Origin of the sequence: Simiaoa sp. (assembly GCF_051972595.1) — a bacterium.
Lineage (GTDB): Bacteria > Bacillota > Clostridia > Lachnospirales > Lachnospiraceae > Acetatifactor > Acetatifactor hominis.
This window is the reverse complement of record NZ_JBOKRY010000047.1, coordinates 1-23,024: the sequence shown is the minus strand read 5'-3', so window position 1 is coordinate 23,024 and position 23,024 is coordinate 1. Positions and strand designations below refer to the sequence as shown.

General features: G+C 49.0%; 19 protein-coding genes. 2 read left to right on the top strand and 17 right to left on the bottom strand.

Annotated features, from left to right (window positions below):
• Window positions 1-343: 343 nt before the first annotated feature.
• The 17 genes from ACTRDR_RS13080 to ACTRDR_RS13000 form a co-directional block, all read right to left on the bottom strand.
• Window positions 344-754, bottom strand: a complete 411-nt coding sequence (locus ACTRDR_RS13080) for a DarT ssDNA thymidine ADP-ribosyltransferase family protein (protein ID WP_440527995.1) — start codon at window positions 752-754, stop codon at window positions 344-346.
• Entirely contained in the window at window positions 681-1,445 is a 765-nt protein-coding gene (locus tag ACTRDR_RS13075) for a macro domain-containing protein (protein WP_440527993.1), read from the bottom strand. The genes ACTRDR_RS13080 and ACTRDR_RS13075 overlap by 74 nt, the downstream gene beginning before the upstream one ends.
• Window positions 1,446-1,520: 75 nt before the next feature.
• On the bottom strand, window positions 1,521-2,978 hold the full coding sequence (locus tag ACTRDR_RS13070; RefSeq protein ID WP_440527996.1) for a DUF6056 family protein: 1,458 nt from the start codon (window positions 2,976-2,978) through the stop codon (window positions 1,521-1,523).
• A gap of 82 nt (window positions 2,979-3,060) precedes the next feature.
• Window positions 3,061-4,914 carry a hypothetical protein gene (locus ACTRDR_RS13065; protein WP_440527991.1) on the bottom strand — a complete coding sequence of 618 codons (1,854 nt, stop codon included), beginning with the start codon at window positions 4,912-4,914 and terminating at the stop codon, window positions 3,061-3,063.
• Window positions 4,915-4,976: 62 nt separating this feature from the next.
• Window positions 4,977-7,148, bottom strand: coding sequence for an N-acetylglucosaminidase (locus tag ACTRDR_RS13060; protein ID WP_440527990.1), 2,172 nt, complete (start codon window positions 7,146-7,148; stop codon window positions 4,977-4,979).
• Complete coding sequence (locus ACTRDR_RS13055) at window positions 7,149-8,171, bottom strand: glycosyltransferase family 2 protein (protein ID WP_440527989.1); 1,023 nt, start codon at window positions 8,169-8,171, stop codon at window positions 7,149-7,151.
• A gap of 183 nt (window positions 8,172-8,354) precedes the next feature.
• Window positions 8,355-9,587 (bottom strand): glycosyltransferase family 4 protein, encoded by a 1,233-nt coding sequence (locus tag ACTRDR_RS13050; protein WP_440527988.1) that lies wholly within the window; start codon window positions 9,585-9,587, stop codon window positions 8,355-8,357.
• Window positions 9,562-11,013 carry a glycosyltransferase family 4 protein gene (locus ACTRDR_RS13045; protein ID WP_440527986.1) on the bottom strand — a complete coding sequence of 484 codons (1,452 nt, stop codon included), beginning with the start codon at window positions 11,011-11,013 and terminating at the stop codon, window positions 9,562-9,564. The genes ACTRDR_RS13050 and ACTRDR_RS13045 overlap by 26 nt, the downstream gene beginning before the upstream one ends.
• Window positions 11,014-11,075: 62 nt before the next feature.
• The gene (locus tag ACTRDR_RS13040; RefSeq protein ID WP_440527984.1) at window positions 11,076-12,257 is read right to left on the bottom strand and encodes an EpsG family protein; all 1,182 of its coding nucleotides are present in this window, start codon (window positions 12,255-12,257) and stop codon (window positions 11,076-11,078) included.
• A gap of 25 nt (window positions 12,258-12,282) precedes the next feature.
• The gene (locus ACTRDR_RS13035; RefSeq protein ID WP_440527980.1) at window positions 12,283-13,101 is read right to left on the bottom strand and encodes a glycosyltransferase family 2 protein; all 819 of its coding nucleotides are present in this window, start codon (window positions 13,099-13,101) and stop codon (window positions 12,283-12,285) included.
• Window positions 13,098-14,258 (bottom strand): hypothetical protein, encoded by a 1,161-nt coding sequence (locus ACTRDR_RS13030; protein WP_440527978.1) that lies wholly within the window; start codon window positions 14,256-14,258, stop codon window positions 13,098-13,100. Before ACTRDR_RS13030 ends, ACTRDR_RS13035 begins: the two co-directional genes overlap by 4 nt.
• Window positions 14,259-14,277: 19 nt before the next feature.
• A complete protein-coding gene (locus ACTRDR_RS13025; protein ID WP_440527976.1) occupies window positions 14,278-15,726 on the bottom strand; it encodes an exopolysaccharide biosynthesis polyprenyl glycosylphosphotransferase in 1,449 nt (482 codons plus the stop codon).
• A gap of 71 nt (window positions 15,727-15,797) precedes the next feature.
• Entirely contained in the window at window positions 15,798-16,559 is a 762-nt protein-coding gene (locus ACTRDR_RS13020; RefSeq protein WP_440527975.1) for a glycosyltransferase family 2 protein, read from the bottom strand.
• Between the two features lie 96 nt (window positions 16,560-16,655).
• Window positions 16,656-17,585 carry a hypothetical protein gene (locus ACTRDR_RS13015; RefSeq protein ID WP_440527973.1) on the bottom strand — a complete coding sequence of 310 codons (930 nt, stop codon included), beginning with the start codon at window positions 17,583-17,585 and terminating at the stop codon, window positions 16,656-16,658.
• Entirely contained in the window at window positions 17,582-18,499 is a 918-nt protein-coding gene (locus ACTRDR_RS13010; protein WP_440527972.1) for a DUF6077 domain-containing protein, read from the bottom strand. The genes ACTRDR_RS13015 and ACTRDR_RS13010 overlap by 4 nt, the downstream gene beginning before the upstream one ends.
• 243 nt (window positions 18,500-18,742) lie before the next feature.
• Window positions 18,743-19,120, bottom strand: a complete 378-nt coding sequence (locus ACTRDR_RS13005; RefSeq protein WP_440527970.1) for a sporulation initiation factor Spo0A C-terminal domain-containing protein — start codon at window positions 19,118-19,120, stop codon at window positions 18,743-18,745.
• A gap of 171 nt (window positions 19,121-19,291) precedes the next feature.
• Complete coding sequence (locus ACTRDR_RS13000; protein ID WP_440527968.1) at window positions 19,292-20,221, bottom strand: glycosyltransferase family 2 protein; 930 nt, start codon at window positions 20,219-20,221, stop codon at window positions 19,292-19,294.
• Window positions 20,222-20,520: 299 nt separating this feature from the next.
• Here ACTRDR_RS13000 and ACTRDR_RS12995 point away from each other — a divergent pair, with 299 nt between their 5' ends.
• Both ACTRDR_RS12995 and ACTRDR_RS12990 read left to right on the top strand, forming a co-directional pair.
• Window positions 20,521-20,985 (top strand): divergent PAP2 family protein, encoded by a 465-nt coding sequence (locus ACTRDR_RS12995; protein WP_440527966.1) that lies wholly within the window; start codon window positions 20,521-20,523, stop codon window positions 20,983-20,985.
• Between the two features lie 36 nt (window positions 20,986-21,021).
• Window positions 21,022-22,194 (top strand): DUF3048 domain-containing protein, encoded by a 1,173-nt coding sequence (locus ACTRDR_RS12990; protein ID WP_440527964.1) that lies wholly within the window; start codon window positions 21,022-21,024, stop codon window positions 22,192-22,194.
• Window positions 22,195-23,024: the final 830 nt, after the last annotated feature.

The window sequence follows — 23,024 nt, the reverse complement described above, 5'->3', positions numbered from 1 at the left end:
AGTCATGACACAAGAAAAGCTCCCTCACAGGAAGGAGCTTTGTCTACAGTCTGAGCTCATGTAGCACATGAGCTTTCCTTCAAAGTACACCTGCATATATAAGGCCGTTGCTCCTTGCGGCTTTGCAAGATTCGTAAAAGTAATGTTTTCAGAATACTCATAGTCTACCTGGAAATTACAGCTTCTTCTCTCAAGCAAAGTTGTAGAACGATACCAGTCAAATTCTGCATACGCATGTACAATCAATGCTGTTTCCGGGTCTTCTTTATATCGTGAGGTGTACTGTATTTTACTGGCTGTTTTGGAACAGACAATGACAGCTTTATCCGTATAATAAGCACATTCAATAGAGTGCTACGTTCAACTTGATTCCTGCAAATGATGTATTTAAGCGATTCGCTAATATCAAATGCTCCGGGATAGACGATTTCCGCATGTCTGTATTTTTCTCCTGCTCTACATCCTCCATGTAGCCGGTTTTGTATATTTGTATGAAATTCAGAGCGGCAAAATCATCTTCCCCGCTTAATAGGTTGCCGCCTCCACCGGCCAATGATTGTTCCGAAAATTGAGTATCAGGTAATTGTAAAAGGCTGTTCAAATCAAATAGAAAAAATACCGGAACCGGAACGTTAGCATTCAGGTCATGGCAATAACGCAACAACGGATGTTTGAAGCCTTCATTGTGATATTGTGTTGGAGTAAGTGCTCTGAAGTAGAATCGCACAGTTGATTCCGCACCGGAATGGGTCATGCAAATCCCCCTTTATCAGAAAAGCGCGTCCCCTACCGGCATCCAGTTGAAACCCATTTTGAGCGACCGGATCATCTTCTTTATGGATAGTGATACTTTGTAAATACCCCAAGGCAGTCAACAATGAGAAAAATATATTGTCTACAGTATCATGGCTTTCCGGGACAATGTGTTTATTGCAAATATCATCCCATAATTGATGTACATCTTCTTCCGAAATAACAAAAGGCTTTTCTTTCGATTCCAAAATCAGGTTCTTATTCGGGAACCACTGTGCGTTCCAAATATTTTCGTATGCTTCGAAAGAAAATGGGGCAATTGCTGTCTGATAACAGATATTGTCTTTCAAACCGGTAAACGAAAGATCGATTGCATTTTCTTTCATGAAATTCATCATTTTTGAGGGTGCCTTATGCTCCGGCTGAGCCCCACCTCCCTTTCCCAAATAGATATATACATCAATGGGCAGATCTTTCAAATATTTTTCCATTAAAGGTTTCACATCATTCCATGCCAGTTCTCCATTACCACAACCCAATTTTGGGAAAGCGATTGAGGAGATATTATAATCTGCATACTTGCGGACAAATACCATAAGACCCTTCTCAATATATTCCAATTTGGAAGGATTTCGCCAATGTTCTTTGGTAGGAAACTGCAGAATCCAATGATCCGGAGCATACCAAAGCATCAGTCTTCTAAACGAAATAATTTAATAAATCAACAGAAACATTTATTGTCAAAATGAAATATTGAGAAATATACGCTATTTCATTTCCACCGTTATAGAATCTTTCCCATAATACCCCCCACATGCATCATTTACCCACGTATATCCATCTTCTGGCTGCAGATCCGCATACATGATCAGTTCCACCGGATATAACGGTGTAAACACTACATCCTTCACGGAATCATCCTTGAGCACCTTGAATCTCTCTTCCCAGCCTTCACCATACGCCTGTGCCCAGCCGTTCTTCCACATGCGGTAAGCGCGATAGCTGCTGGTCTGCTGTACATTTCCGAAGAATACTGCTGCCGCCAAGAGCACTCCTACAACGCCACAATACCTAAGCAGGTACTTCTGTGCCAGTCCATCCACCTTCTCGCTCTTTTCCGGTTTCAGGATTCTCCCAGCGGCCCATCCGCACCAGTAGATCTCATTTGCCACGATCCACAGCACATAGAAATACCACAGAATTGCGCCCTGTCTGCCGCCGCCCATGTTGTTATCAACATATAGGGTAGCTGTTGCCTGTGAAGAATATACACCAAAGGATAACGCGGTAAATACTATCGGCATCCGGAAAGAATAGTTCATTTTTCTGACCGCTTTCCATATAAACGGAAATACCAGTACCAGTAGCAGAAGCATCTTAATATCTGTCCAACTGATAATATTCAGAAAAGTTCTTTCAAAGGACAACCATATTGCCATCAACGGAGTATTGGCTGTAGTTCCTCCAAAATTCGCGTTAATCCGAGTAGTTGTAAGCGGTGATGTCACGCACATAAATACGCTGATCGTCTCCAGTAAAGTTACGATCCAGGTTCTTCGAAATGCATCCTTATGATATATCAAGAATACAATCTGCAGGCAGATCAATGTACACATCATAGATACGCTGGTGGAAAAATTATTCCCTCCTACCAGCACAGCTAACATGCACGCAAAAATTGTAGCTGCAATCCTTTTTTTCTTGTTCATCTCTTTTAGCGCTATTCTTAAATATAGTGCTAAAAGTATCAGTGACAAGCTATATACAAAAGTGTAATTTACAGATCCATTGTACCAATAAAAGCTTTCCGTCGGATATGGGCAATAAAGTATCTGCAGAATTGTTAAGGGAACACAAATTGGCACCACAAGCCATTTATTTTCCTTATTTTGACCGGCAATACATTCTTTTACAAGCAATAGTTGTGATAATATCACTGAACCAATCATCAAATATGGTGTTATCCGATAAAACTGTTCTCCGAATGCTGCTGGCTGAAGTGCTGACAAAATCAAAATAGAAAATCTGGCTTCCCATACATTCTGAGATATTGTCTGCCATATTGCATGAAACACCCCGGGAATTCCCTCTCCCACCTGCATTGCACGATACATGTATATTCCAAATGACCAGTCATCTGCCGATGGATAATCATATTTTGCAATTATCAACAATGGCCACAGGATCACAGCCAGTGCGATTACACATGCAGCGCTGATCAGCATAAGTTTCTTTTTCTCTGTCAGTTTGGTCAATTTCACTTTTATTATTCCACCTTTTCTTTGGTATAGGGCTCTACCCTTTGCCTTACATAATATCCGGAGACCAGTCGACATCTACGTCACCACCGGAGCTTCCGCCGCTATCGGAACCACTACCGCCTCCCGAGCTGCTTCCACTGTCTGAGCTGCTGCCTCCGGAACTGCTTCCGCTGTCGGAGCCGCTGCCGCCCGAGCTGCTTCCGCTGTCCGATCCACTGCTGCCTCCAGAACTGCTTCCACTATCGGAACCACTGCCGCCTCCGGAACTACTATTGCCTCCCGAGTTCGTGCTTCCTCCGGAACTACTACCGCCTCCGGAACTGCTACTACCACCGGAACTGCTATTGCCACCCGAGTTCGTGCTTCCTCCCGAGCTGCTGCCGCTTCCTGAACTGCTTCCCGCTGTATTTGTCGTCGATGACGGTTTGTTCGTTTCAGACGGCTTGGACGTTGCCGAAGGCTTCGTCGTCGATGTCGTGCCGGTCTTATTTTTATTATCTGCCGCCGGTTTATTCGATGCAAGGGTCACTGTACCGGTATTCTTATTTCCAGCAGCCGCCTTGATCTCTCCTGCGGAGCTGCCGTTTTCTCCAGATTCTCCCGGCTGTGCCCCTTCCGCAGACTGCGCTGATGCCACCTGCGTTCCGGAAGCATTTTCTCTCTCCTCGTATGCCAGGAAAGGATCCTCCTGTATGAGGTCTGCCGCTTTACCGGCACTTACCCAGTATTTTCCATCGAACCACTGGATCTCGCCGTCGAACACTCTCACTCTGGCGATGTTGTCTGCTACCTCGCCGGATGCGCCGGATGTCTCTTCCGCATTCTGTTCTGCCATAGGCTGCGCCTCATACGCGCTATACTCAGGCACGCTCTGTAATCCCAGCATATCACCCCCGAAGGAATAGCTCTCCACCGCTGCATCACTATCCAGCCTCTGCCACAGGCATCTGCCGGTAGACGCATCGTAGGCATACAGCACTGCCTTTTGGTATCCGCTGCCTTCTAACAGCTTCTTAAGTTCCGCCTCACCGGGCTGTTCCAGCAAGGTTTTCCCCTCATCATCGAATTTTCCCTGATAGGTGGTATATTCCAGTTCCCCACGGCTGTTCCACAGAGAAGAAAGGTCTACACCGTTCTCACCGGAAGAAATATCACAGGTATATTCTCCTGTCAGGACATCATTTTTCATCGTACCCTGTTCCCTGGTAATGCTGCCGGTTCCGGCATCCAGGTAGTAAGACACTATCGCGTCTCCCGTGCAGATCACGATCTTCAGGGTATTTTCTGTATTTTGCAGGAAAATACTTCTCCCGCCGGCAGTATACCACACCTTTGTTACTTTCGCGCCATCTGCTCCGTATCCCACCTGAAAATATAGTTCTCCGTCACCGTCCAGGTAATAGCTTCTCTGTCCTTCTCGCAGCTTCGGCATCAGTGTATCGAACCATTCTTCACCGGTCAGGGCTTGTATTGCCTCTCCCACAGTATCATCCTGCGTCAGATTCTCTGTCAGAGTCTCAGCTGTCTGCCGGATCTGCGGCTCTTCTTCCACCAGATTTACCGTAAGGGTCTGCAGCAATTCAAACGCTTCTGTATCGTCGTAGAGACGGTACGACTGCTCCAACAGATCTCTCTCTTCCCGCACGCGGCCGATTTCGCCGTAATCTTTTGCCAGTGTCAGATATTCCTCTCTGGTCAGCTCGCCCTTGCGGTACTTGGTCTCCATATTGACGATCTCCACTTCCAGTGAGGACAGGATCGGCTGTGCTTCCAGGGTTCCCACCACATGTTCCTCCTGTGTGTTGCCATCGCCGCAGCCGGTAAACACTATTGCCGCCCCGGACAGTATTCCCGCTGCCAGGAACGCTATTTTCTTCTGTCTGTTCTGCCATTGCTTCATAAAATTAGTTACCCTACTTATCCTTTATTACTTATCCTTTATTACTTATCCTATTGCCTATCCTATTGCTTGTCCGCATCCTGGATCAGTTTACGCAGATACAGGTCTGCGTCTGATCCTTCTTCATATATTTTCATCTGTAACAGCTGTTCCGCCAGGTAATAAATATTTTTTGCCACGGTCGGTCCGTAGATCGTAATATCCCGTCCGCCCTTGGTCAGGGTCAGATAACCCCGGAATGCATAGTCCACTTTGTACTGGCTGGCTGGCATTCCCACCAGTACAGAGGTATAGCGGTATCTGTTATCCACGGTCTCGTAGATGCTGTCCTTAAATGTTCCGGAAGCATCGGTTCCGTAAGCCATACCCTGCAGCACCTTCTGACCTCCTACCACCATAGGATAAGTCTTACGGTTGGCATCGGTCATGATCAGGGTCCCGTATTCCTTCAGCCGGTAGCCGTCCACGCCATCTGTCTGTAACAGTTTTTTGCGCAGATCCGCACTGATGCCGGTCTTAAAGCGGATTCCTGATTTGTCGGTGATACGGATAGAGAATCCATGATAAGTCAGCAGATCCGTAAGCTTCGGCTGTGCAGTCACTTCATAGGCATAATCGTTGTATTCCAGGGTCCATACGTACATTCCCACGGGAACTCCCTTGGCATTATAGCGCATAACGGTCGCGCTTCCCGCCGTATCATCCGGCAGTTCCAGTGTCACGGCGCCGTCCTTCGACTGTACTGCGTATTCTATGCCGTCTATGTACACAACCTTGTCATCGTATCCTTCCGGGATCTCCAGGGTGATCTTCGTGGATGGCACCGGAGTCGGGGTTACGGTAGGTTCCGGGGTCACGGTCGGGGTCGGTGTCGCGGTTGGCGTCGGTGTCGGATCCGGCTCTCCGGTCATATTTTGATAGACCGGAATTTTGAACACGAAAGAATTGTTCAGAGCATTCGCTGAACTATATAGTTTGAACACGTTAGCCGCCTCCGAAGTCGGGGCGGAAATATTCTGCATATACTGATGCTGGTACAACCCATAGGGACTGTTTTTATTGACATTAAATTTCTGCAGGTACAGAGTATCCTGTCCATTCCGGATATAGCTATTCGTCAGCAGATTCGCCCCACCTAAAATGGAGAAGTAAGCCCCTTTCCATTCATGATTTTTTGCATATTCCAGACCATTATGGATAATATCTTCCGTAGTCTTGCCGTTGGCTCCCACATTAAAATAGTTGTAATAACCTTCATATCCCTCCACGGTACCGGAGATAATGGGTGAAGTTCCTTTTCCCTGCTCCTGTAATACTCTGGCTGCCAGATGGAACGGACTTACCTTACGATTCTCCTCTTGACCGATCATATAAAAAATATGATAAAACTTCATATTCGTACCGGGGGCATCAGCACTGCTGTTCATAAAGGTATTTTCCAGGAATGCTTTAACAGCCTCTTCCGTATGATAAGTCTCATTGTAGGTTAACTGCTCGAACTGGAAAATCGCACCTTCCCGCAGGGCATTGCGGGGATCCATATACGCTTCCAGCACTTCCCTGGATGCATTGTACCATCCGGCACCATAGTACTCTCCCTTCGCCCAGTCCGGGGAGCTTGCACTGACCAGACTCCTGCCGCCCTGCATTTCATTCGTCACTGCAGTGTTCCAGTCCAGTTCCGTGTTGTATCTGACGAATATCCAGTTGGGATATTTTTTCTTAAGTTCCTTAAGTGCTGCCTGATATCCGGCCGGGAACTGTTCGATATCCGCATAATTCCCCTGTCCGTCTGCGGCAAGCATAGCTGCGCCGCCGGGATTCATCCCGTAGTATTCTTCCCATTCCAGAAATCGTTCATCGGAGCACGCCAGGTAATCTCTGCGGACATATCCTATGTAATCGGTACCGCTCATGTCTGTGGACACTTTTTCCCAGACCTGTCCGTCTTCGTCCACCGTCACATCCAGGATCTCTACCATCTGTCCGCTGGGTACCGTCACTACTGCCGCACTGTCTTCCGACGCATCGCTGCAAAGCTCGTATTCGTCACACAGGTAGACTAACGCCATGACCTCTCTGTCTTCCACGATCTGTCTAAGTGCCTGTCCCGCTTCCGCGATCCACGCAAGATCCTCTTCATCCAGTGCGTGCGCCTGATAGGTATTGCCCTCGTAGGTAAATATGAATGCCACCAGGAGTATCGCTCCCAGAATCGCCAACTTTCTCTTCATTTACTCTATATGCTTCACTTTCTTGTGCAGCACCCGGATTCCCCTGGGTGCTATGGTAAATATGGTATGATAACACTTATTTTTCTTAGTAAGATAAGGATTTTTCATGGCTCTGCGCCAGGTTTTCCGCATGTATTTTACCACATTCCGGTAAAATACGTTATCCTTCGTCATCTGCTCTGGGGGGATATGCAGCAGGTAATCCAGTCTCTGGAAGATACTAAAACGAAATGCGATCTTTGCGAGTTTCTCATCCTCCGGCCAGGTATCCGCCACCAGCTTCTGCACCATATCCGCATTGTCCACATTATCTGCGTAGACTCTGGAAAATCCGGTCTGCTTTCTGGTATTGCTGTCCGGGCGGTAAAATACGTGGTAGGACTGTCCGGGGATGCACACCACCGCCCCGGTCTCCGGGCCACTTCCGTCGGCTGCTTTTGCCTGCCGGCACAGCATTTTCACGAGTAGATGGAAGTCCTCATTCAGCACACCCACCGGAAATGTTTCCTCATCGAACAGCTCTCTGCGCACCAGCTTGGTGCAGAAGGAGCAGTCTCCTCTGTGCATTAACAGCTCCCGCAGGAACTCTTTCGCCGGAATCTCCTGTCTCTCCGTTACCGGTTCGCAGATATTCGGAAGTTTCTTCCCCTCCGGGTCGATCTCGTCCCTGCCGGTCTGGGCAATGGGCAGATGTGTCGTCTCTATGGCTTGAAGCAGTCTCTCATACATATCCGGCTCCACATAGTCATCGCTGTCTACGAAGCCGAGGTATTCACCCGTTGCTTCCTGAATTCCCAGGTTCCTGGCCGAAGAGGATCCGCCGTTCTGTTTATGGAAGACCCGGATCCTGACATCCTCCGCCGCCAGCGCATCGCACAGCGCAGCGGTGCCGTCCGTGGATCCGTCGTCCACCAATAGGATCTCGATCTTGTCATACGTCTGCTTCCGCAGGCTTTCCACGCAACGGGGCAGGTATTCTATAATATTGTATACTGGCACGATAATACTTATTGTTGTTTCCATATATCTTCCTTTATGAATCCATTCCTATCGGGCAGATCCCATATATACTTCATGTACGTAGAATATCTATCAATGTACCTAGAATGTCTGTTAATGTACCTAGAATATCTATCATTCATAATAACATTTGGCATATTTTTATACATCGAAGTAACCACAAGAGTTCTTGTCATATCCGATTGATCAGATCTTCCCCAGCAGCATCTCCCGGTACATTTTCCGTTCTGAAATCACCGCTGCCACCGAACAGGGTCCGCTAGTCGGCAGTTCATATGCGGCCGTCTCATCCGAAACCGCACTTTCTAATGTCGTAACGACTGTCGTATCGGCTGCTTTCAGGAAGCCTTTTCCGACACAGAATTCCGCAAGGCGCTTCGCTGCAACCTCTGCATTCCATTCTTCCGCTATCGTGGCATAGGCATTTCTGCCAATGCAATGGCACAACTCGCGGTCCTGCAGGAGACTTCTGACACTTGCAAGCAGCTGATCCTCTCTCCCGGTCTCGTAGGCATAGCCGTTCTCCTCCGGATGGATGAGGTAAGGCACCGCCCCGATCATGGCATCCGCCACCACCGCACAGCCGCTGTTCATGGCTTCATTGACGACAGCTCCCCAGCCTTCCTTGCGGTCGCTGGTGACCAGATAGATCTCTGCCCGCTCCATAGCTTTCCGCACTTCGGCAGGTTCTTTAAATCCCGGGAGATCTACTTCTGCTTCCAGTCCGTATTCTGCACGCAATCTACGTACCTCCGGCTCCAGTTCTCCTCCGCCGATCATCTCCAGGTGGAACGGGATTCCCTGCTCCTTCAGGCTCTTCGCCATACGAAGCGGCAGTTCCGGGTGCTTCCAGTCGATCATCCTGGCTGCCCACAGGATCGTGACAGGCTCCTTCTCCGCCATCAGCTGGTCCACATCATAGACCTTTTTCTCAGGAAAATATCCCCATTTCAGCATTTTCTCCGGATATGCCCGTACGATATGGAAATCCGACGGCACATAGGCTCCGGCGCACAACAGATAGACTTCTTTGTTTCGATAACATGTGTGATCTTTGTATTTTTGAACCAGACCTCTGGGGGATATGGCTTTCCACTGAGCTTCCTTATACAGTCGTTCGCTGTAACGGATCACAGGCTTTCCCTGATGCAGTCTGTCCTGAATGAAGCTTTCATCATCGGTACCGCCGAACAATACCACATCCGCCTGTTCTATGAGCTTTCTGCCCTTTTCCGGTTCTGTATAGTAATGAACCAGATACGGGTAGTCCGCTTCCTTCCAACCCATGCGGAGTCTCTCCTCTTCCACCGGTTCTGTCTGCAGAAATGCAAAGCTTCCCCGAAGCAGTTCCTCCATTGCATTGCAGAAGGGAATCTGGTGATGATTCAGATAATTAGACACCATTACAAATTTTTGCATAGATTTCCACCATTTTTTTATAATTTTGCTCCGGATCGTGATTTTTCTCTGCATGTTTTCTTGCATTTATGCAATAGTCCTGTTCTTTTACAGGATCACTCCACATCTGAATACATGCGTCTGCAAGGGATTTGGAGATATTTTCCAGTGCCTCGTTATTATAATCACAGTCGTTATTTTTAATTACAAATCCCGGATAGAGGATCCCATCCTCTCCACCGGTAAAAATACTGGCGATTCCACCCACCTCGGCACTGACGCAGGGCATGCCTAAAAGCATCGCTTCCCCCAGGGAGTTCGGCGAATTCTCAATACTGGACGGGCATACGAAGAGATGGCTCTTTAAGTACTGTTCCTTCATCTGCTGGGCGGACAGTCTGCCGAGGAAATGGATCCTTTCCTCCAGATGTCCCTCTTTTAACAGCTTTCTGAGGTATCGTCCATAAGCGGAGATCTTAAGCTTCTCCTTCAGCGTACCGTAAGCCGTCAGGCTGTTGCCTGCCACATAGACCTCCGTATCCGGGAATTGCTTAAGGATCCGCGGCATGGCTAAGAGCATATAGTGCAGGCCCTTAATCGGATAATCACCCTGACTTAAGAATATGGAATGTGGAATGCACTGTTCTCTGCTCCACTGTCCGGTGTAGAAATTGCTCCGGAGCGTCTCGTTCATGGGATAATAGGTCACCCCGGGATGCCATTCTCCCGTGTAATGTCTGTCCCATGCCGTTCTGCCGGTGACATTTCCGGCGAGGCGGATGGCTTCGATCTCCATCTCACCGCGGCGGGCGAATTTCTCCTGCTGGAGCTTCAAGGTATCCTTTTTCACCAGATCCCGGAAGGTCACGGAATTCACAACCGCTTCCGGCAGATCCGCGAAATAGCACTTCGCATACACTGCGCACAATCCCTGTATTCCGACCAGTATCCGGTCTTTTCTCAGGAATGCTCTGCACATAGCCAAGGTGTGTGGATATTCCGTTCCGAAGCAATGCACCACATCCGGTGCGAAATCCTCACAGATCTCCCGCAGCTCCTGTTCCAGTGCAGGATCATACAGATCCGGGCGGGTCGTATCTTCGACAAAGTCATAGGCAGTGAAATACGTCTCCCCACATGGAATGCATATGCCCCGTGATCTGCTCCGATGTCCGCAAGCCTCTGTTCCATCATGATGCTCCCGGACATTCTTCCTGTCTGCAGCGTCTACTGTGTCGCTACCAGCAGCTTCCGCACTGTAAGACAGTCTCTCAGCCACCGGGAACGCTACTGCCAGTTCGATGCCGTTACTGTCGCCATGGCTTAACACCGCCGTTAACAGCCCCGACAGCCAGCCCTCCTTGTTGGAGCTCTCTCTATGAAAATGCTCTGCCACCGCCGGCAGCATGATATTACACAGCCACAATACCTTCATACTAATCTCCATTCCGCAGACGCTTCCTTTCGTCGGAGGAATTGCGAATCAAATTTCAAAAAACAGTTACCTTTTTAATTAAAAATCCAGTTCAGATACGGCAACAGCCGCACCTCCACATCATGCATTCCCCGTAGCAGCAGGACAAAATACAGTAAAAATGCTGCCACACAGCCCGCCGTGCACAGCAGGCGGAACCACTTTTTTTCGATCCGCTGTAAGGCTCCCGGAATCAGGAATACCTGCGCTGCGATCAGATAATAACCCACTCTGGACACTTCCGGAATAAAGGATCCGCAGCAATACACCACCAGCCCCATCAGATTCAGATAAAAGTAATACCGGTATCTGCGGTCCTCGCGGATGCACTTCCGATAGCAGAACAGGCACAGCACCAGGGTGCCGACGCATTTCCCGATATTCGCCCAGGAGATCTGTCCGTTGTCGAACATGGAATTCTCATAATACGGATAGAAATAAAATATAATTCTGCGATAGATGTCCTGCCCGAAAATCAGGGATAAGATCAGCAGCACACCCACGCCGTAATGCCATTTTTTTAAGTTTGCCCGCGACAGCAGATCCGCAATGATGTATGCCGGAATGACTAACAGCACCGATTTATGGATCGTAGCGCCAAGCAGCACCCACAGGATAAATTTGCCGTATTCGCCCCGCAGTACGTATTTCTGTGCATACATCGCCAGCGCCAGTGCAAAATAGTAGCGCACGGAATTCATACTGTTAAAATAGAACCCTTCCGTCAGCAGCAAAAATAACGACATGACATACCAGTCTGCCTGATCATGCAGGGATTTCAGGAAGAAAAACACCGTGATCAACGCGAAAAAGCCAAAAATCGGAAGATACGAGCCTTCCCCGAAGATCAGATGGAAAAATTTCACCAGAGCTACGAAGCCCTTTTCATAAGAGACATGTCTCCCCTGATCGATCAGCTGGAAATTCAGCCAGTAGACCCAGTAATCACCGCCTACTGCGATACGACAGGCGGATACCCCGGACAGCAGCCCGAAGATGGCGATCTCCACCACCAGGTTCCTCGCCTGCTGCCTGTCATAGCCCACACAGGCACCGGGCAGGCGTCTGCCGGACAGATATCCCGCCGTGTAGGCACTGTTACTCACGAAACAACCAAATACTAGCGTTACCGCCGTCAGTACGATATATACCAGTGCACTTTTCTCCATGTGGGGCTCCTTTCTTCCTGTCCGGATATTTTCCCAGGATATTTTCATCGGTGTCGCTCCCGATCCGATCGGTCTATCTGCGTTTCGCCTCGCGGATGCCTTCCCGCATCCAGCGTTTTGCCTGCTTCAGGGGCACATCGACGCATAGTGTGCTCTTATGTGCATATAGGAAACGCAGTGCCAGGATCCACTCCAGTCTGCCGTACAGGTAATGATACAGCACGCCTCTGTCGTGGAAAAACTTCTCATTATAGCCCCGAAACCAGCTGGATTCTCCCGCCTCTTCCCTGCCGATAGTCACCGGCGCGGTATAGACGCGATATCCTTTTTTTATGAATTCTGTCAAAAAAAGGCTGTCCTCGCCGTTGCTGTATTTCGCACCGCCGCCGAACAGGAGGGAAAACGTGATCCCGGATTCCAGTAATCTGTCTCTTCGGATGGCAAAGCTTACCGCCCCGTAGCGTCCGCAATTATACCAGCGTACCCGTTTCCGCTCTGTAATGTGATATGTTCTGCGTTCTTCCTCCACGGTAATGTTGAAAATGATCATATCCGCTTCGGGATTCCTCTCAAATTCCGCCAGGATCGCTGTTTCGTAGCCATCCTCATATACGATATCCGCATCCGAAAAAAGGCAGATATCACCCTCTGCCCGCAGGATCGCCTCATTACGGCTTCTGCCGATACCCCGCTCCGGGAAGCTGTAATACCGTATCAGATATTCTTCCCGCGGATCTGCTTCCGCGCTTCCCCCATGCCCTGCGATCTTCATCTCTTCATAGGTCAGCCGGTCGCACTGGTTGATGATCACCGCGTCCGACTGCAGGTTCATATGCTCCACTGTCTCCGGGAGTGTAGTATTCATCACAGATGCCAGAATTTCTACCTTCATTCCTGTGTTCCTCCCGGAAGAAAATAATATCTGCGGATCAGTTCTTCATCCGCATTCCACAGAAGTGCTCCGTCTATGGTGCAATCCTGTGCTGCCAGATATTCCAGGACTGCTTCGAGCTGTTTTCCCACATGGGGGCCTGCAGGTACCGCCAGGATCACCGCATCCGCCCCGCGCAGTGTCTCCGCGCTCTCCGGGCACAGCAAGGGACTCGGTACCGCGGTGAATTGCCATTCTTCGCTAGTCTTTACATCCTCCGCAGTCACTGCCGTACGCAGTTGTGAAATTACTTCCGCAGGATCCTCTCCCGGCAATATTCCGCACACCATGGCAGTAAGTTCCACCTTTCCGGTGCTCTTGTACCCAGTGTCTTTATTCCCAATATTCTTACGCTCCGTGGCCTTCTGCAACAGATATTTCACATTTTCAGCAAATCCCGCACTGTGCACCGTGCCGAGATCCTTCAGTCCGTAACGTCTGCGCAGTGTCGCCGGCAGCCAGATGCTGTCGCAGGACAGTTCCCACAACAGGAAAATCACCACCGCGAAAAAAAGGGAAAGTATCGCCGCCAGTATTACGGCGCGGAGCGTCCGCACATCCGGTACTACCGCCTCTGCCAGGTTACCATGATCCAGTACTTTGATCAGCCGTATCTCTGCTATGGTCTCTGCAAATTCATTGCACATGGTCTCTTCCACCGCTGCTGCCAGTGCCACGCTCTCCGCAGGCTCCTGCAAGGTAGCTTTCGTCACCGGAATACTGAAATCGGAAGGAAGTGTGGCGGAAAGTGCATTGGAGATGCTCTCTCTTCCCATCGCCAGGACCTCTGCTGCCTTCGTCTCTCCCCGATCAGCCGCCTCCTGTAAATGAGTCTCCACACCATCCAAAAACTCTCCGGTATGGATCAGGCTGTTCCAGGTAGCCTCGTTGATATAGTAGGCTCCTGCCGCATTAGGGTTCTCAAAATATTCTACCTTATAAGTGGAAGAAGCCGCATACCCGGGATCAGGCTGCAGCAACACGTTTTTGACATAATAACCGCCGCCGAACAGTACCGTTCCCAGTACTGTCACCGCCAGTATTTTCCACAGATTACGGCATAAGCACAAGACCTCCAGCCGCAGATCAAAGGGTTCCTTCCCATAGCTTGCTTCCATGGTGCCTCCTTTTTCCTTCTCAGTTGTCATCTTTTTCCGCACGGCCATCATACTCTGCCTTGAAGGCTGTTACCTGTTCGCTCTCCACACCCTCCGTGCTGTCCGGCCAGAATAGTATCTTCAGGGTCAGAAGCATCAGCTTCAGATCCAGCCATACCGAATAGTTCTCGATATATGTTAAATCCAGTTTTAATTTATCGTAAGGAGATGTGTTATATTTTCCATATACCTGGGCGAAGCCCGCCAGTCCTGCCTTCACCTTCATACGGAATGCGAATTCCGGCATGACCTCGGTATACTGGGCAATGATCTCCGGCCGCTCCGGTCTCGGACCGATGAAGGACATATCTCCCCGCAGGATATTGATCAGCTGGGGCAGCTCGTCCAGTCTGCACTTGCGGATCACCTTACCTACCGGTGTGATACGATTGTCATTTTTCTGTGCCAGGCGCGCCACGCCGTCTTTTTCCGCATCGGTACGCATACTGCGGAACTTCATGATATAGAATTCCCTCTGGCCGATGGTGCAGCGTACCTGCTTGTACAATACGGGACCTCCGTCGTACAGCTTGATCGCCAGGGCTGTCAGCAGCATGAACGGAGATGTCACCACCAGAAGGATCAGGGAACAGACCACATCGATGGATCTCTTGATGAACCGCTGCTCCATGCTTAAGGAGTATTCCCTGGTCAGCAGGATTGGCGTATCAAATACATGTAATTCCTCGGATCCCACTAAAATAACATCCGATATTTTAGGCATCACATAGACTCTGATGGAATGTGCGTAGCAGAACTTCAGGATTGTGTTACGGTCCTTCTCATTGATGTCCCAAATGACCACCGCGGTGATCTCACCGTTTTGGTAATCCTTTAAAATCTCACGGCACAGTTCCTGCGAACCCTTTTTGATATGCTCGCATTTTGTGATCTTGTACTTATCCTTGCGGCTCTCGAACTTTTTACAGATATCCTCAATGGGACGGTCCCCGTGGATCAGCAGCAGCTCTCTGGGAGGGAATGCCGTCCGGTAAATCTTATTTGCAATATTGGCATAGATAATGACAGCTATGATCTGCAGGACTACCATCAACAGGAACATATCCGGCGGGAAAACGCTTCGCGCCATCATACACAATTCCGCATAGATCAGCATATCCGCCATCAGAGTGGCAAATACCTGGGAGAAGATGATCTCTGTATTTTTCAGATATCCCAGCCGCATACCGCCGTAAGTCACGGAGAAAAAGATCAGTATCACACTGTAAATACCGTTCTCCAACAGGAAACCTCTGTACCAGATCTGCTGTAAGGGATCTACCAGCTGGAACTGGAAATGGAACTGCCACATATAAGCAAATAATGCGATCTCCAAAAGCAGGCAGATCGCTGACAATCCTATATTGATCAATCGCTTGAAGGATTCCCTTCTCCGCAATCTATTTACGTAATAATTGTTTGTATCCAAGACAAACTCCTCCAAATCTGTTTCCATACTTTGATGCTCATGCGGGCCAAGGCTCTTGCCCCGGCATCCTTCTATATTCTCCGCTGCACTGCCCGCACCGCCCAGAAGCAGAAATGCCACGCGCTGTTTATCACAGACATTCCCTCTGCCTTACGGTACAGATTCCATATTCTGCGCAGAGCTTCCAGTTTATTGGATGACAGGGATTTCCCCGCTCTCCGATATTTTACCAAATTTTCATCCAAACCACAAGCTACATAACCCTGCCGCAGTATTCTCCACCACAGAGCGGTATCTTCGCTTTTGATCTGCGGCATCTGCAGCTGCTCTTTTGACAGCTGTTCCATGTCAAACATCACGGTGCTGGTAAAGATCGTGGTATTTTTCAATGCTTCTTTATACGTAATGGTGGCAGGAACGCGAACCACTTTTCCGGTTCCCTTGCCGTTCTCGTCCGCGAACTCGTACCCGGTGAACACGAAGGCAGCCTGTCTCTCTTTCAGAAAAGCAAGCTCCTTCTTAAGCTTATCCGGCGCCCACAGGTCATCCGCATCCAGATAGGCAAGATATCTTCCCCTTGCCTCATCGACTCCCAGGTTCCGCGCCCTCGCCGCCCCCAGGTTCGTCGGGTGGGTCAGCAGTCTGATCCTGTCATCCCCGGTGCGCTGTATATACTCCTCGATCCGCTGTCTGCTCTGATCCGGACCGCAGTCTTCGATGAGCAGCAGCTCCCAGTCCGTATAGGTCTGGGCGCGCACACAGTCCATGGTCTCTTCAATATATTTTTCAGCCCGGTACACCGGCACCACAATACTGATCATATTCTGTTCCATGAAAATACCAATGCCTTTCAATGGCCTGCGTGCTTTCATCCGCAGGCAAAATATTCTTACAAATTCTAGTCTCCATCACTCATCTGCTACGACCGCTCACTTCTGCATCGTCAACAGATAGTATCCGTCCAGAGGCTGCAGCTTACTCCCGGCAGTGTTTTGCAGTTCCGAGAGTGTCTCCTTCCGCAGATTCCCCGGGAGCAGAACGATATCCACATTTTTCTCTGCCGCATATTTCAGGCAATCCGCGAAATCGATCGTCCGCGCTCCGGTACTCTCATCCATACGCACATATTCCGTCTCTCCGGTGGCTTCCAGATGGCTCATCCACAGATACAGATCCTCCTGTCCGGTCGCATAGGTGTCATAGGAATAGCTTCCAAGGGAGGCATCCCAGATGCTCCTGCCGTACACCGGATAGATCTCCGCGCTGTACGCCCTGGCGGCTGCCATGATCTCCTTCGGTGCCCACAGAGTAAAGCTTGCGTCTCCGCTCTCCGTCAGCCGGTATTCCGTAAGGTCTGACAGTGTCTCCCAGGGTGACGTTTCTGGATTCTGTTGTATCGTCATATCCATGACAGGGATCTGTGCGGTCTGTTCTTTCGTCCATTCCGATACCGGATTGCTGCTTAAGAACACGATTCCCAGCAAGATCACCGTTGCCATAAGATTCGTAAGAGTTCTTTTTTTCCATAATCCGCATAAAAATTCCGCGGCAGCCCATGCAATCAGCGCTGTCTGCGGCACCACTGCCCAGATCCATACATACGAATAAAATGCAGTCTGGTATTTCATCAGAAAAAGTGCGGTCAACGGGCAGATGCATGCAAATGCCGTCAGCCCGGAATACAGCCATAATGTCATGGTTGTCTTATTGCGATCCTTGCTGCCCGCTCCGGCATAAAGGGCATTCCGCCTGTGGATCGTATATCCGAGATACAGTATTGCCACCAGCAATAGTGCCGTGAATTTTCCGTGTTGCGTATAATCGGTCCAGCCGTTCAGGGCGGTTTTTAGTAGTGTCATCCTGCCGCCTCCTTTTTCCGTCTGCCGGGAAACAATGAAAGCAGCTTATGAAGCACGATCCAGCCAAGCATCACAAGCAGGCAAACTCCGGCACCGTACAGGGTCCACACCATACAGGCTTCCGCCAGCACACACAGGACCACGCCGAAGTACTTTCTCTCCATCAGGCAGGCGATCAGATACGGAAGCAATACCATTGCCCGGATCGTCACTCCGCGAAAGCCTCCGTAGAAAATATCAAAACCGTCCACGCCGGGCATATATGCCCCTGCACAAAACAGTATTCCCACGATCAGCAGAAAGGTCTTCCTCTTCGTTCCATCTTCTCCGAAAATAACGGTTGCGAGCCTGCCGTAAGCCACATATCCAAGCAATAATGTCACACAGGGGATCAGCCGGTATACTACATCCGCTGTGCCCATCCCCGTCCATCTGCAGACAGCCCCGTACAGGGTCGGAAGGCACAGTATTCGAAGCCTCAGCGGCATTGCTACGGTATAGGGAACTCCCGTCAGGGGATCCACGGTATAGATGGCATTCTCCTTAAGGAAGGTATTCACCGTCTCCAGTGTCATATCTCCGTCCAGCCATGCCCGTTCTCCCGTAAGGATCCGCAGGATCTGCAACAGTATGAAAAACGCCAAAATTCCTGTCAGAATCTGCTGCGTTCTTAACACTTTTTTCTTCTCCGGTGCCGTTTTACCGGCAATAACGGTGACTGCCACTGCCTTTTTATGTCTGATCAGGCTGATCAGGATTGCCGCGATCACCATAACCACGATCCCTGCCAGCATCAGATCCGTCACAGTCAAAAAAGACCACCCTAACAGGCAGCCTGCCAAATGGGCGACTTCCGTCAGCCCGATGATGACCAGGCTCCCCCCGATCAAAATATCTGATGTCCGAAAAGTCATTTTATCTCCCAGTGCCCGCTGATTCAAACGCAGGCTTTTGTACATCTTATCATATTTATAAGGACTTGACAAATATTACGTTTGAGAACGTACCATAACGTACCATAACGTACCATAAACGCACCCATAAAAAAGCCACATACCGAAACTTCCCCTTTCGGTACATGGCTCCTATCAGTCTGCCGGGGAGAATACTGCATCTACATGATCAACTCTCCCGATCTCTACAACAAAAACAATATGTTACATAGCCTTATAATCCAGTCGGATGTTATCCGCGATACGGGCGATATACTCGCTGTTCGTAGGTCTCGTCCTTCCGGTAGCTACAGAATAGCCAAAAATCTTCTCGAATGTCTCGACATTTCCTCTCGACCAGGACACTTCAATGGCATTCCTGATCGCTCGTTCCACCTTCTGGTCAGTGGTCCGGAAATGCTTCGCGATGGTAGGATATAACAGCTTGGTGACGCTGCTTACTACCTCCATGTCTTTTCCTGACAAAATGATTGCATCCCGTAAATAGTGATACCCCTTCAAATGAGCCGGAACCCCTATCTCCAACATGATTTTGGTTACATATCTCTCTAACTCTGAATCTTTTACTGCAACAATATCCAAAACAAGTCCCCCTTTTTACTTGTCGAGTATTGCTCCCTGGCAGTGACTGATAAAGAAATAGTATCATAGCTGTCGATTTTTGAAAAGACATTTTTTCGTTAAAATATAGTTAAGAAAGTAAAAATGTTACATTTCCCCCCTGTTTTGTAACACTTTTTCACTCAAAAAGGCTTAAATTTCTTCTTTTACCAGATAAATCGGTCTGCGTTTCACTTCCATGTAAGCTTTTGCCAGATACTGTCCCAAAATGCCGGTGCAGAAGAACTGTACCCCACTGGTCATCAGGATAATACATACCAGCGAAGGCCAGCCGGATACCGGGTCTCCGAAGATCAGCTTACGCACAATAATAAAAATGATCATCATAAAAGCGATCACGCAGAACAATACGCCGACAAACGAAGCAATCAAAAGCGGTGCCGTGGAGAACGCGGTAATTCCATCCAGGGAATATATAAACAGCTTCCAGAAATTCCACTTGGTCTCCCCCTTGGCTCGCTCCACATTTTCATACTCCAGCCACTTGGTGTTGAAGCCTACCCAGCCGAAGATTCCCTTGGTAAAACGGTTGTACTCCCGCATGGACAGAATGGCATCCACCATCTGACGGGTCATCAGGCGATAATCTCTGGCGCCGTCCATCATCTCCGTCTTGGAGATTTTTTTCATCAGCTGATAGAACCTTCTGGCGAAAAAGCTGCGGATCGGCGGTTCGCCCTTACGGGTCACACGCCTCGTTGCCACAGAATCATAACCCTTCCAGATCCACTCGAACATCTCCGGAAGCAGAGAGGGGGGATCCTGCAGATCCACATCCATCATTACCACGTAGTCTCCCTTTGACTTCTCCAGGCCGGCGAACATAGCTGCTTCTTTTCCGAAATTCCTTGAAAAAGAGATGATATGGACCCGCGGATCTGCCTCGATCAGCTTTTTGACCTCTCGCACAGTGCCGTCCTTCGATCCGTCATCAATATAGAGCAGCTCCAGTTCGATGTCTTTTTCTTTGAAAAATGTATCGTTCTTCGTCAGCTCCTGATAAAACAGGGCAACGCTCTCTTCTTCATTATAGCAGGGTACTATTACGCTCAGCAGGCTCATCCTATAAGTCTCCTTAATATATATCTGTATAAATCATCTGATATATTGTCTCCGGTTATCGTCCGGTATATCATCCGGCTATATCATCCGGTATATCATTCGGTATATCATTCGGTATATCGTCCGGCTATATCATCTGCATATATACCCGGGAATAATTCATCTCCGGATGGTTTCATTATACTATCCAAATGCATATCATTTCAAGGTCAACACTGTACTTTTTCCGCTTTTTGGATTATACTAAGCTTATGTATGTCCATCTGTGGGATAAGGGCATACCGGAAACGAGGTAAATAATGAACTTTTTTCAGGAATTTTTCAGTAATCGTATTTTTCTGGCCGCTGCATGCGGCTGGCTGGTGGCACAGGTGCTTAAGACCATCATCCATCTCATCGTCTCCAAAAAATTCGTAGCGGAACGTCTCGTAGGCAGCGGTGGCATGCCCAGTTCTCATTCCGCCACTGTGTGCTCCCTGGTGACGGCGGTATGCTACGAATACGGTGCCGGAAGCTTCGAGTTCGCCATCTCCCTGATCCTTGCGATCATCGTAATGTACGATGCCATGGGTGTCCGCAGAGAGACCGGTATTCAGGCTCAGCTATTAAATGAGATGCTGAAGGTATTTGAGGATATGGGGCGCAGTGAAATATCCGCCCACGATAAATTAAAAGAATTCGTAGGACATACCCCCTTGCAGGTATTGATGGGAGCCATTTTAGGAATTTTCTGCGGTGTGATTCTTTACACTTTTGTATTTTAAGATTCGTCCATTATACTTGACAGAGGTGACATTTGTATGTGTTTTTTCAAAAGCAGAACTAGGACACTGTTAAGAGCCACCGCGCTTTGCCTGTCCGCTTCTCTCCTGTTGACCGCCTGTGGCCAGCAGAACAATAATAACAATATATTGAGCCCGATCCTGCCGGAGGACAGCCCGGCTTCCAATGCAACCTCCGGTGAAAAAATGCCGGATCCGGTGACGATCGTGGTGGAGGACGACACCAATCCGCCTGTGGAAGGTATGGTACGCAGCCGTCTGACCAATGAGTGGGTGGATGCGGATGTCGCAGCAACCCGCCCCATCGCAGTCATGATCCCCAATGAAGCTTCCGCGATTCCACAGTACAGTCTGTCTGAAGCTTCCATTATCTATGAAGCCAATGTGGAGAACCGTATGACACGCATGATGGCAATCTATGAAGGCTGGGAAGATATGGACAAGATCGGTAATATCCGCAGCCTGCGTGATTATTACGCTTACTGGGCATTTGAGTGGGATGCCTTTTTAGTACATTTCGGAGGACCTTTTTTTATCAACGAGCTGATGGCAGAACCGGATACGCAGAATATTGACGGTACTTCCGGCACGGACGACGAGGCTTTCTTCCGCACCAGTGACCGCAGCAAGCCTCACAACGCTTATGCTTCCGGTGCAGGTCTGTTAAAAGTCATTGAGAAAAAGGGATACAGCTTAAATTACCGTGGTCTCACCGACGAGAATCATTTCCGTTTTGCCACGAAGGCAGAGCCGAATACACTTGATCAATACGGCTCCAAGGCAAAAGATGCCACCTATATTGATATGTCGGGATGTTATCCCCTGACAAGATGTTATTTTGAATTCAATGAGGATGATGGACTCTATTACAGATCCCAGCATCTGTCCGGCAGTTCGGACGGCCCTCATATCGACGCCGTCACCGGGAAGCAGTTGTCCTTTAAAAATATTTTGGTGCAGAATACCTTTTACGAGGAATTGGGGGAAGGATATCTGGCGTTCCAGTGTCACGACACCACACGGGATGGATGGTTCTTCACAAACGGACGTGGTATTCATGTCAACTGGGAGAAGACTTCCGATTACGGTGCGACGAAGTATTATGATGACAACGGCGATGAGATTGTACTCAATACCGGCAAGACCATGATCTGTATCGTGGAGAACGGAGATTCCTTCACGTTCCATTAAAGATGTAAATTGAGAGTTTACGCGAGCAATGAGCCGCGCATAGGCATAGTGAGGACAGCGATGGGCGCTTGCGCACAAATCGCTGTCTTTACTTATGCCGTGATGCGGCGAACGCCGCGATATGAAATAAGATTGGCAGCGTTTTTTGCTGACAATCTTATGAATAGCGTGGCTCATTGCAGAGAACTGCCAATAAATGTGGAGCGCCCTTTGCGACACATTTATGGATTGATGCATGGCTCGTAACGTAGGGCTGCCGTAGACCGGACAAGTTCCGCCTGTGCCCATTCTTTTGCCTCAGTGTGGGCACAGGAGATAGGATCAAGCTTCTCTGTGCCCTTCTTCCGCCTCAACGTGGGCACAGGAGATAGGATCAAGCTTCTCTGTACCCTTCTTACGCCTCAGCGTGGGCACAGAAGATAGGAGCAAGCTAGTCTGTATCCTTCTTCCGCCTCAGCGTGGGCACAGGAGATAGGATCAAGCTTCTCTGTACCCTTAAACCAAGGTACGGGGCGTTACACACAAGATTTAACGATTACACCCCGCGTAATGAAAGCTACCGGGGCGTAATTAACTATTATTGATGATTACGCCCCGTGTATCGTAAACCACCGGGGCTTAATTGACTATTATTGTTGATTACGCCCCGCATATCGTAAACCACCGGGGCTTAATTGACTATTATTGATGGTTACGCCCCGCATATTGTAAACCACCGGGGCGTAATTGACTATTATTGATGGTTACGCCCCGCATATTGTAAACCACCGGGGCGTAATTGACTATTATTGATGGTTACGCCCCGCATATCGTAAACCACCGGGGCTTAA

Bases quoted from the DNA above. Each gene is read 5' to 3' on its own strand.
- ACTRDR_RS13080 (WP_440527995.1), bottom strand. From the start codon at position 754: ATGACCCATTCCGGTGCGGAATCAACTGTGCGATTCTACTTCAGAGCA.
- ACTRDR_RS13075 (WP_440527993.1), bottom strand. From the start codon at position 1,445: ATGCTTTGGTATGCTCCGGATCATTGGATTCTGCAGTTTCCTACCAAA.
- ACTRDR_RS13070 (WP_440527996.1), bottom strand. From the start codon at position 2,978: ATGCTGATCAGCGCTGCATGTGTAATCGCACTGGCTGTGATCCTGTGG.
- ACTRDR_RS13065 (WP_440527991.1), bottom strand. From the start codon at position 4,914: ATGAAGCAATGGCAGAACAGACAGAAGAAAATAGCGTTCCTGGCAGCG.
- ACTRDR_RS13060 (WP_440527990.1), bottom strand. From the start codon at position 7,148: ATGAAGAGAAAGTTGGCGATTCTGGGAGCGATACTCCTGGTGGCATTC.
- ACTRDR_RS13055 (WP_440527989.1), bottom strand. From the start codon at position 8,171: ATGGAAACAACAATAAGTATTATCGTGCCAGTATACAATATTATAGAA.
- ACTRDR_RS13050 (WP_440527988.1), bottom strand. From the start codon at position 9,587: ATGCAAAAATTTGTAATGGTGTCTAATTATCTGAATCATCACCAGATT.
- ACTRDR_RS13045 (WP_440527986.1), bottom strand. From the start codon at position 11,013: ATGGAGATTAGTATGAAGGTATTGTGGCTGTGTAATATCATGCTGCCG.
- ACTRDR_RS13040 (WP_440527984.1), bottom strand. From the start codon at position 12,257: ATGAAAATATCCTGGGAAAATATCCGGACAGGAAGAAAGGAGCCCCAC.
- ACTRDR_RS13035 (WP_440527980.1), bottom strand. From the start codon at position 13,101: ATGAAGGTAGAAATTCTGGCATCTGTGATGAATACTACACTCCCGGAG.
- ACTRDR_RS13030 (WP_440527978.1), bottom strand. From the start codon at position 14,258: ATGGAAGCAAGCTATGGGAAGGAACCCTTTGATCTGCGGCTGGAGGTC.
- ACTRDR_RS13020 (WP_440527975.1), bottom strand. From the start codon at position 16,559: ATGGAACAGAATATGATCAGTATTGTGGTGCCGGTGTACCGGGCTGAA.
- ACTRDR_RS13015 (WP_440527973.1), bottom strand. From the start codon at position 17,585: ATGACACTACTAAAAACCGCCCTGAACGGCTGGACCGATTATACGCAA.
- ACTRDR_RS13010 (WP_440527972.1), bottom strand. From the start codon at position 18,499: ATGACTTTTCGGACATCAGATATTTTGATCGGGGGGAGCCTGGTCATC.
- ACTRDR_RS13000 (WP_440527968.1), bottom strand. From the start codon at position 20,221: ATGAGCCTGCTGAGCGTAATAGTACCCTGCTATAATGAAGAAGAGAGC.
- ACTRDR_RS12995 (WP_440527966.1), top strand. From the start codon at position 20,521: ATGAACTTTTTTCAGGAATTTTTCAGTAATCGTATTTTTCTGGCCGCT.
- ACTRDR_RS12990 (WP_440527964.1), top strand. From the start codon at position 21,022: ATGTGTTTTTTCAAAAGCAGAACTAGGACACTGTTAAGAGCCACCGCG.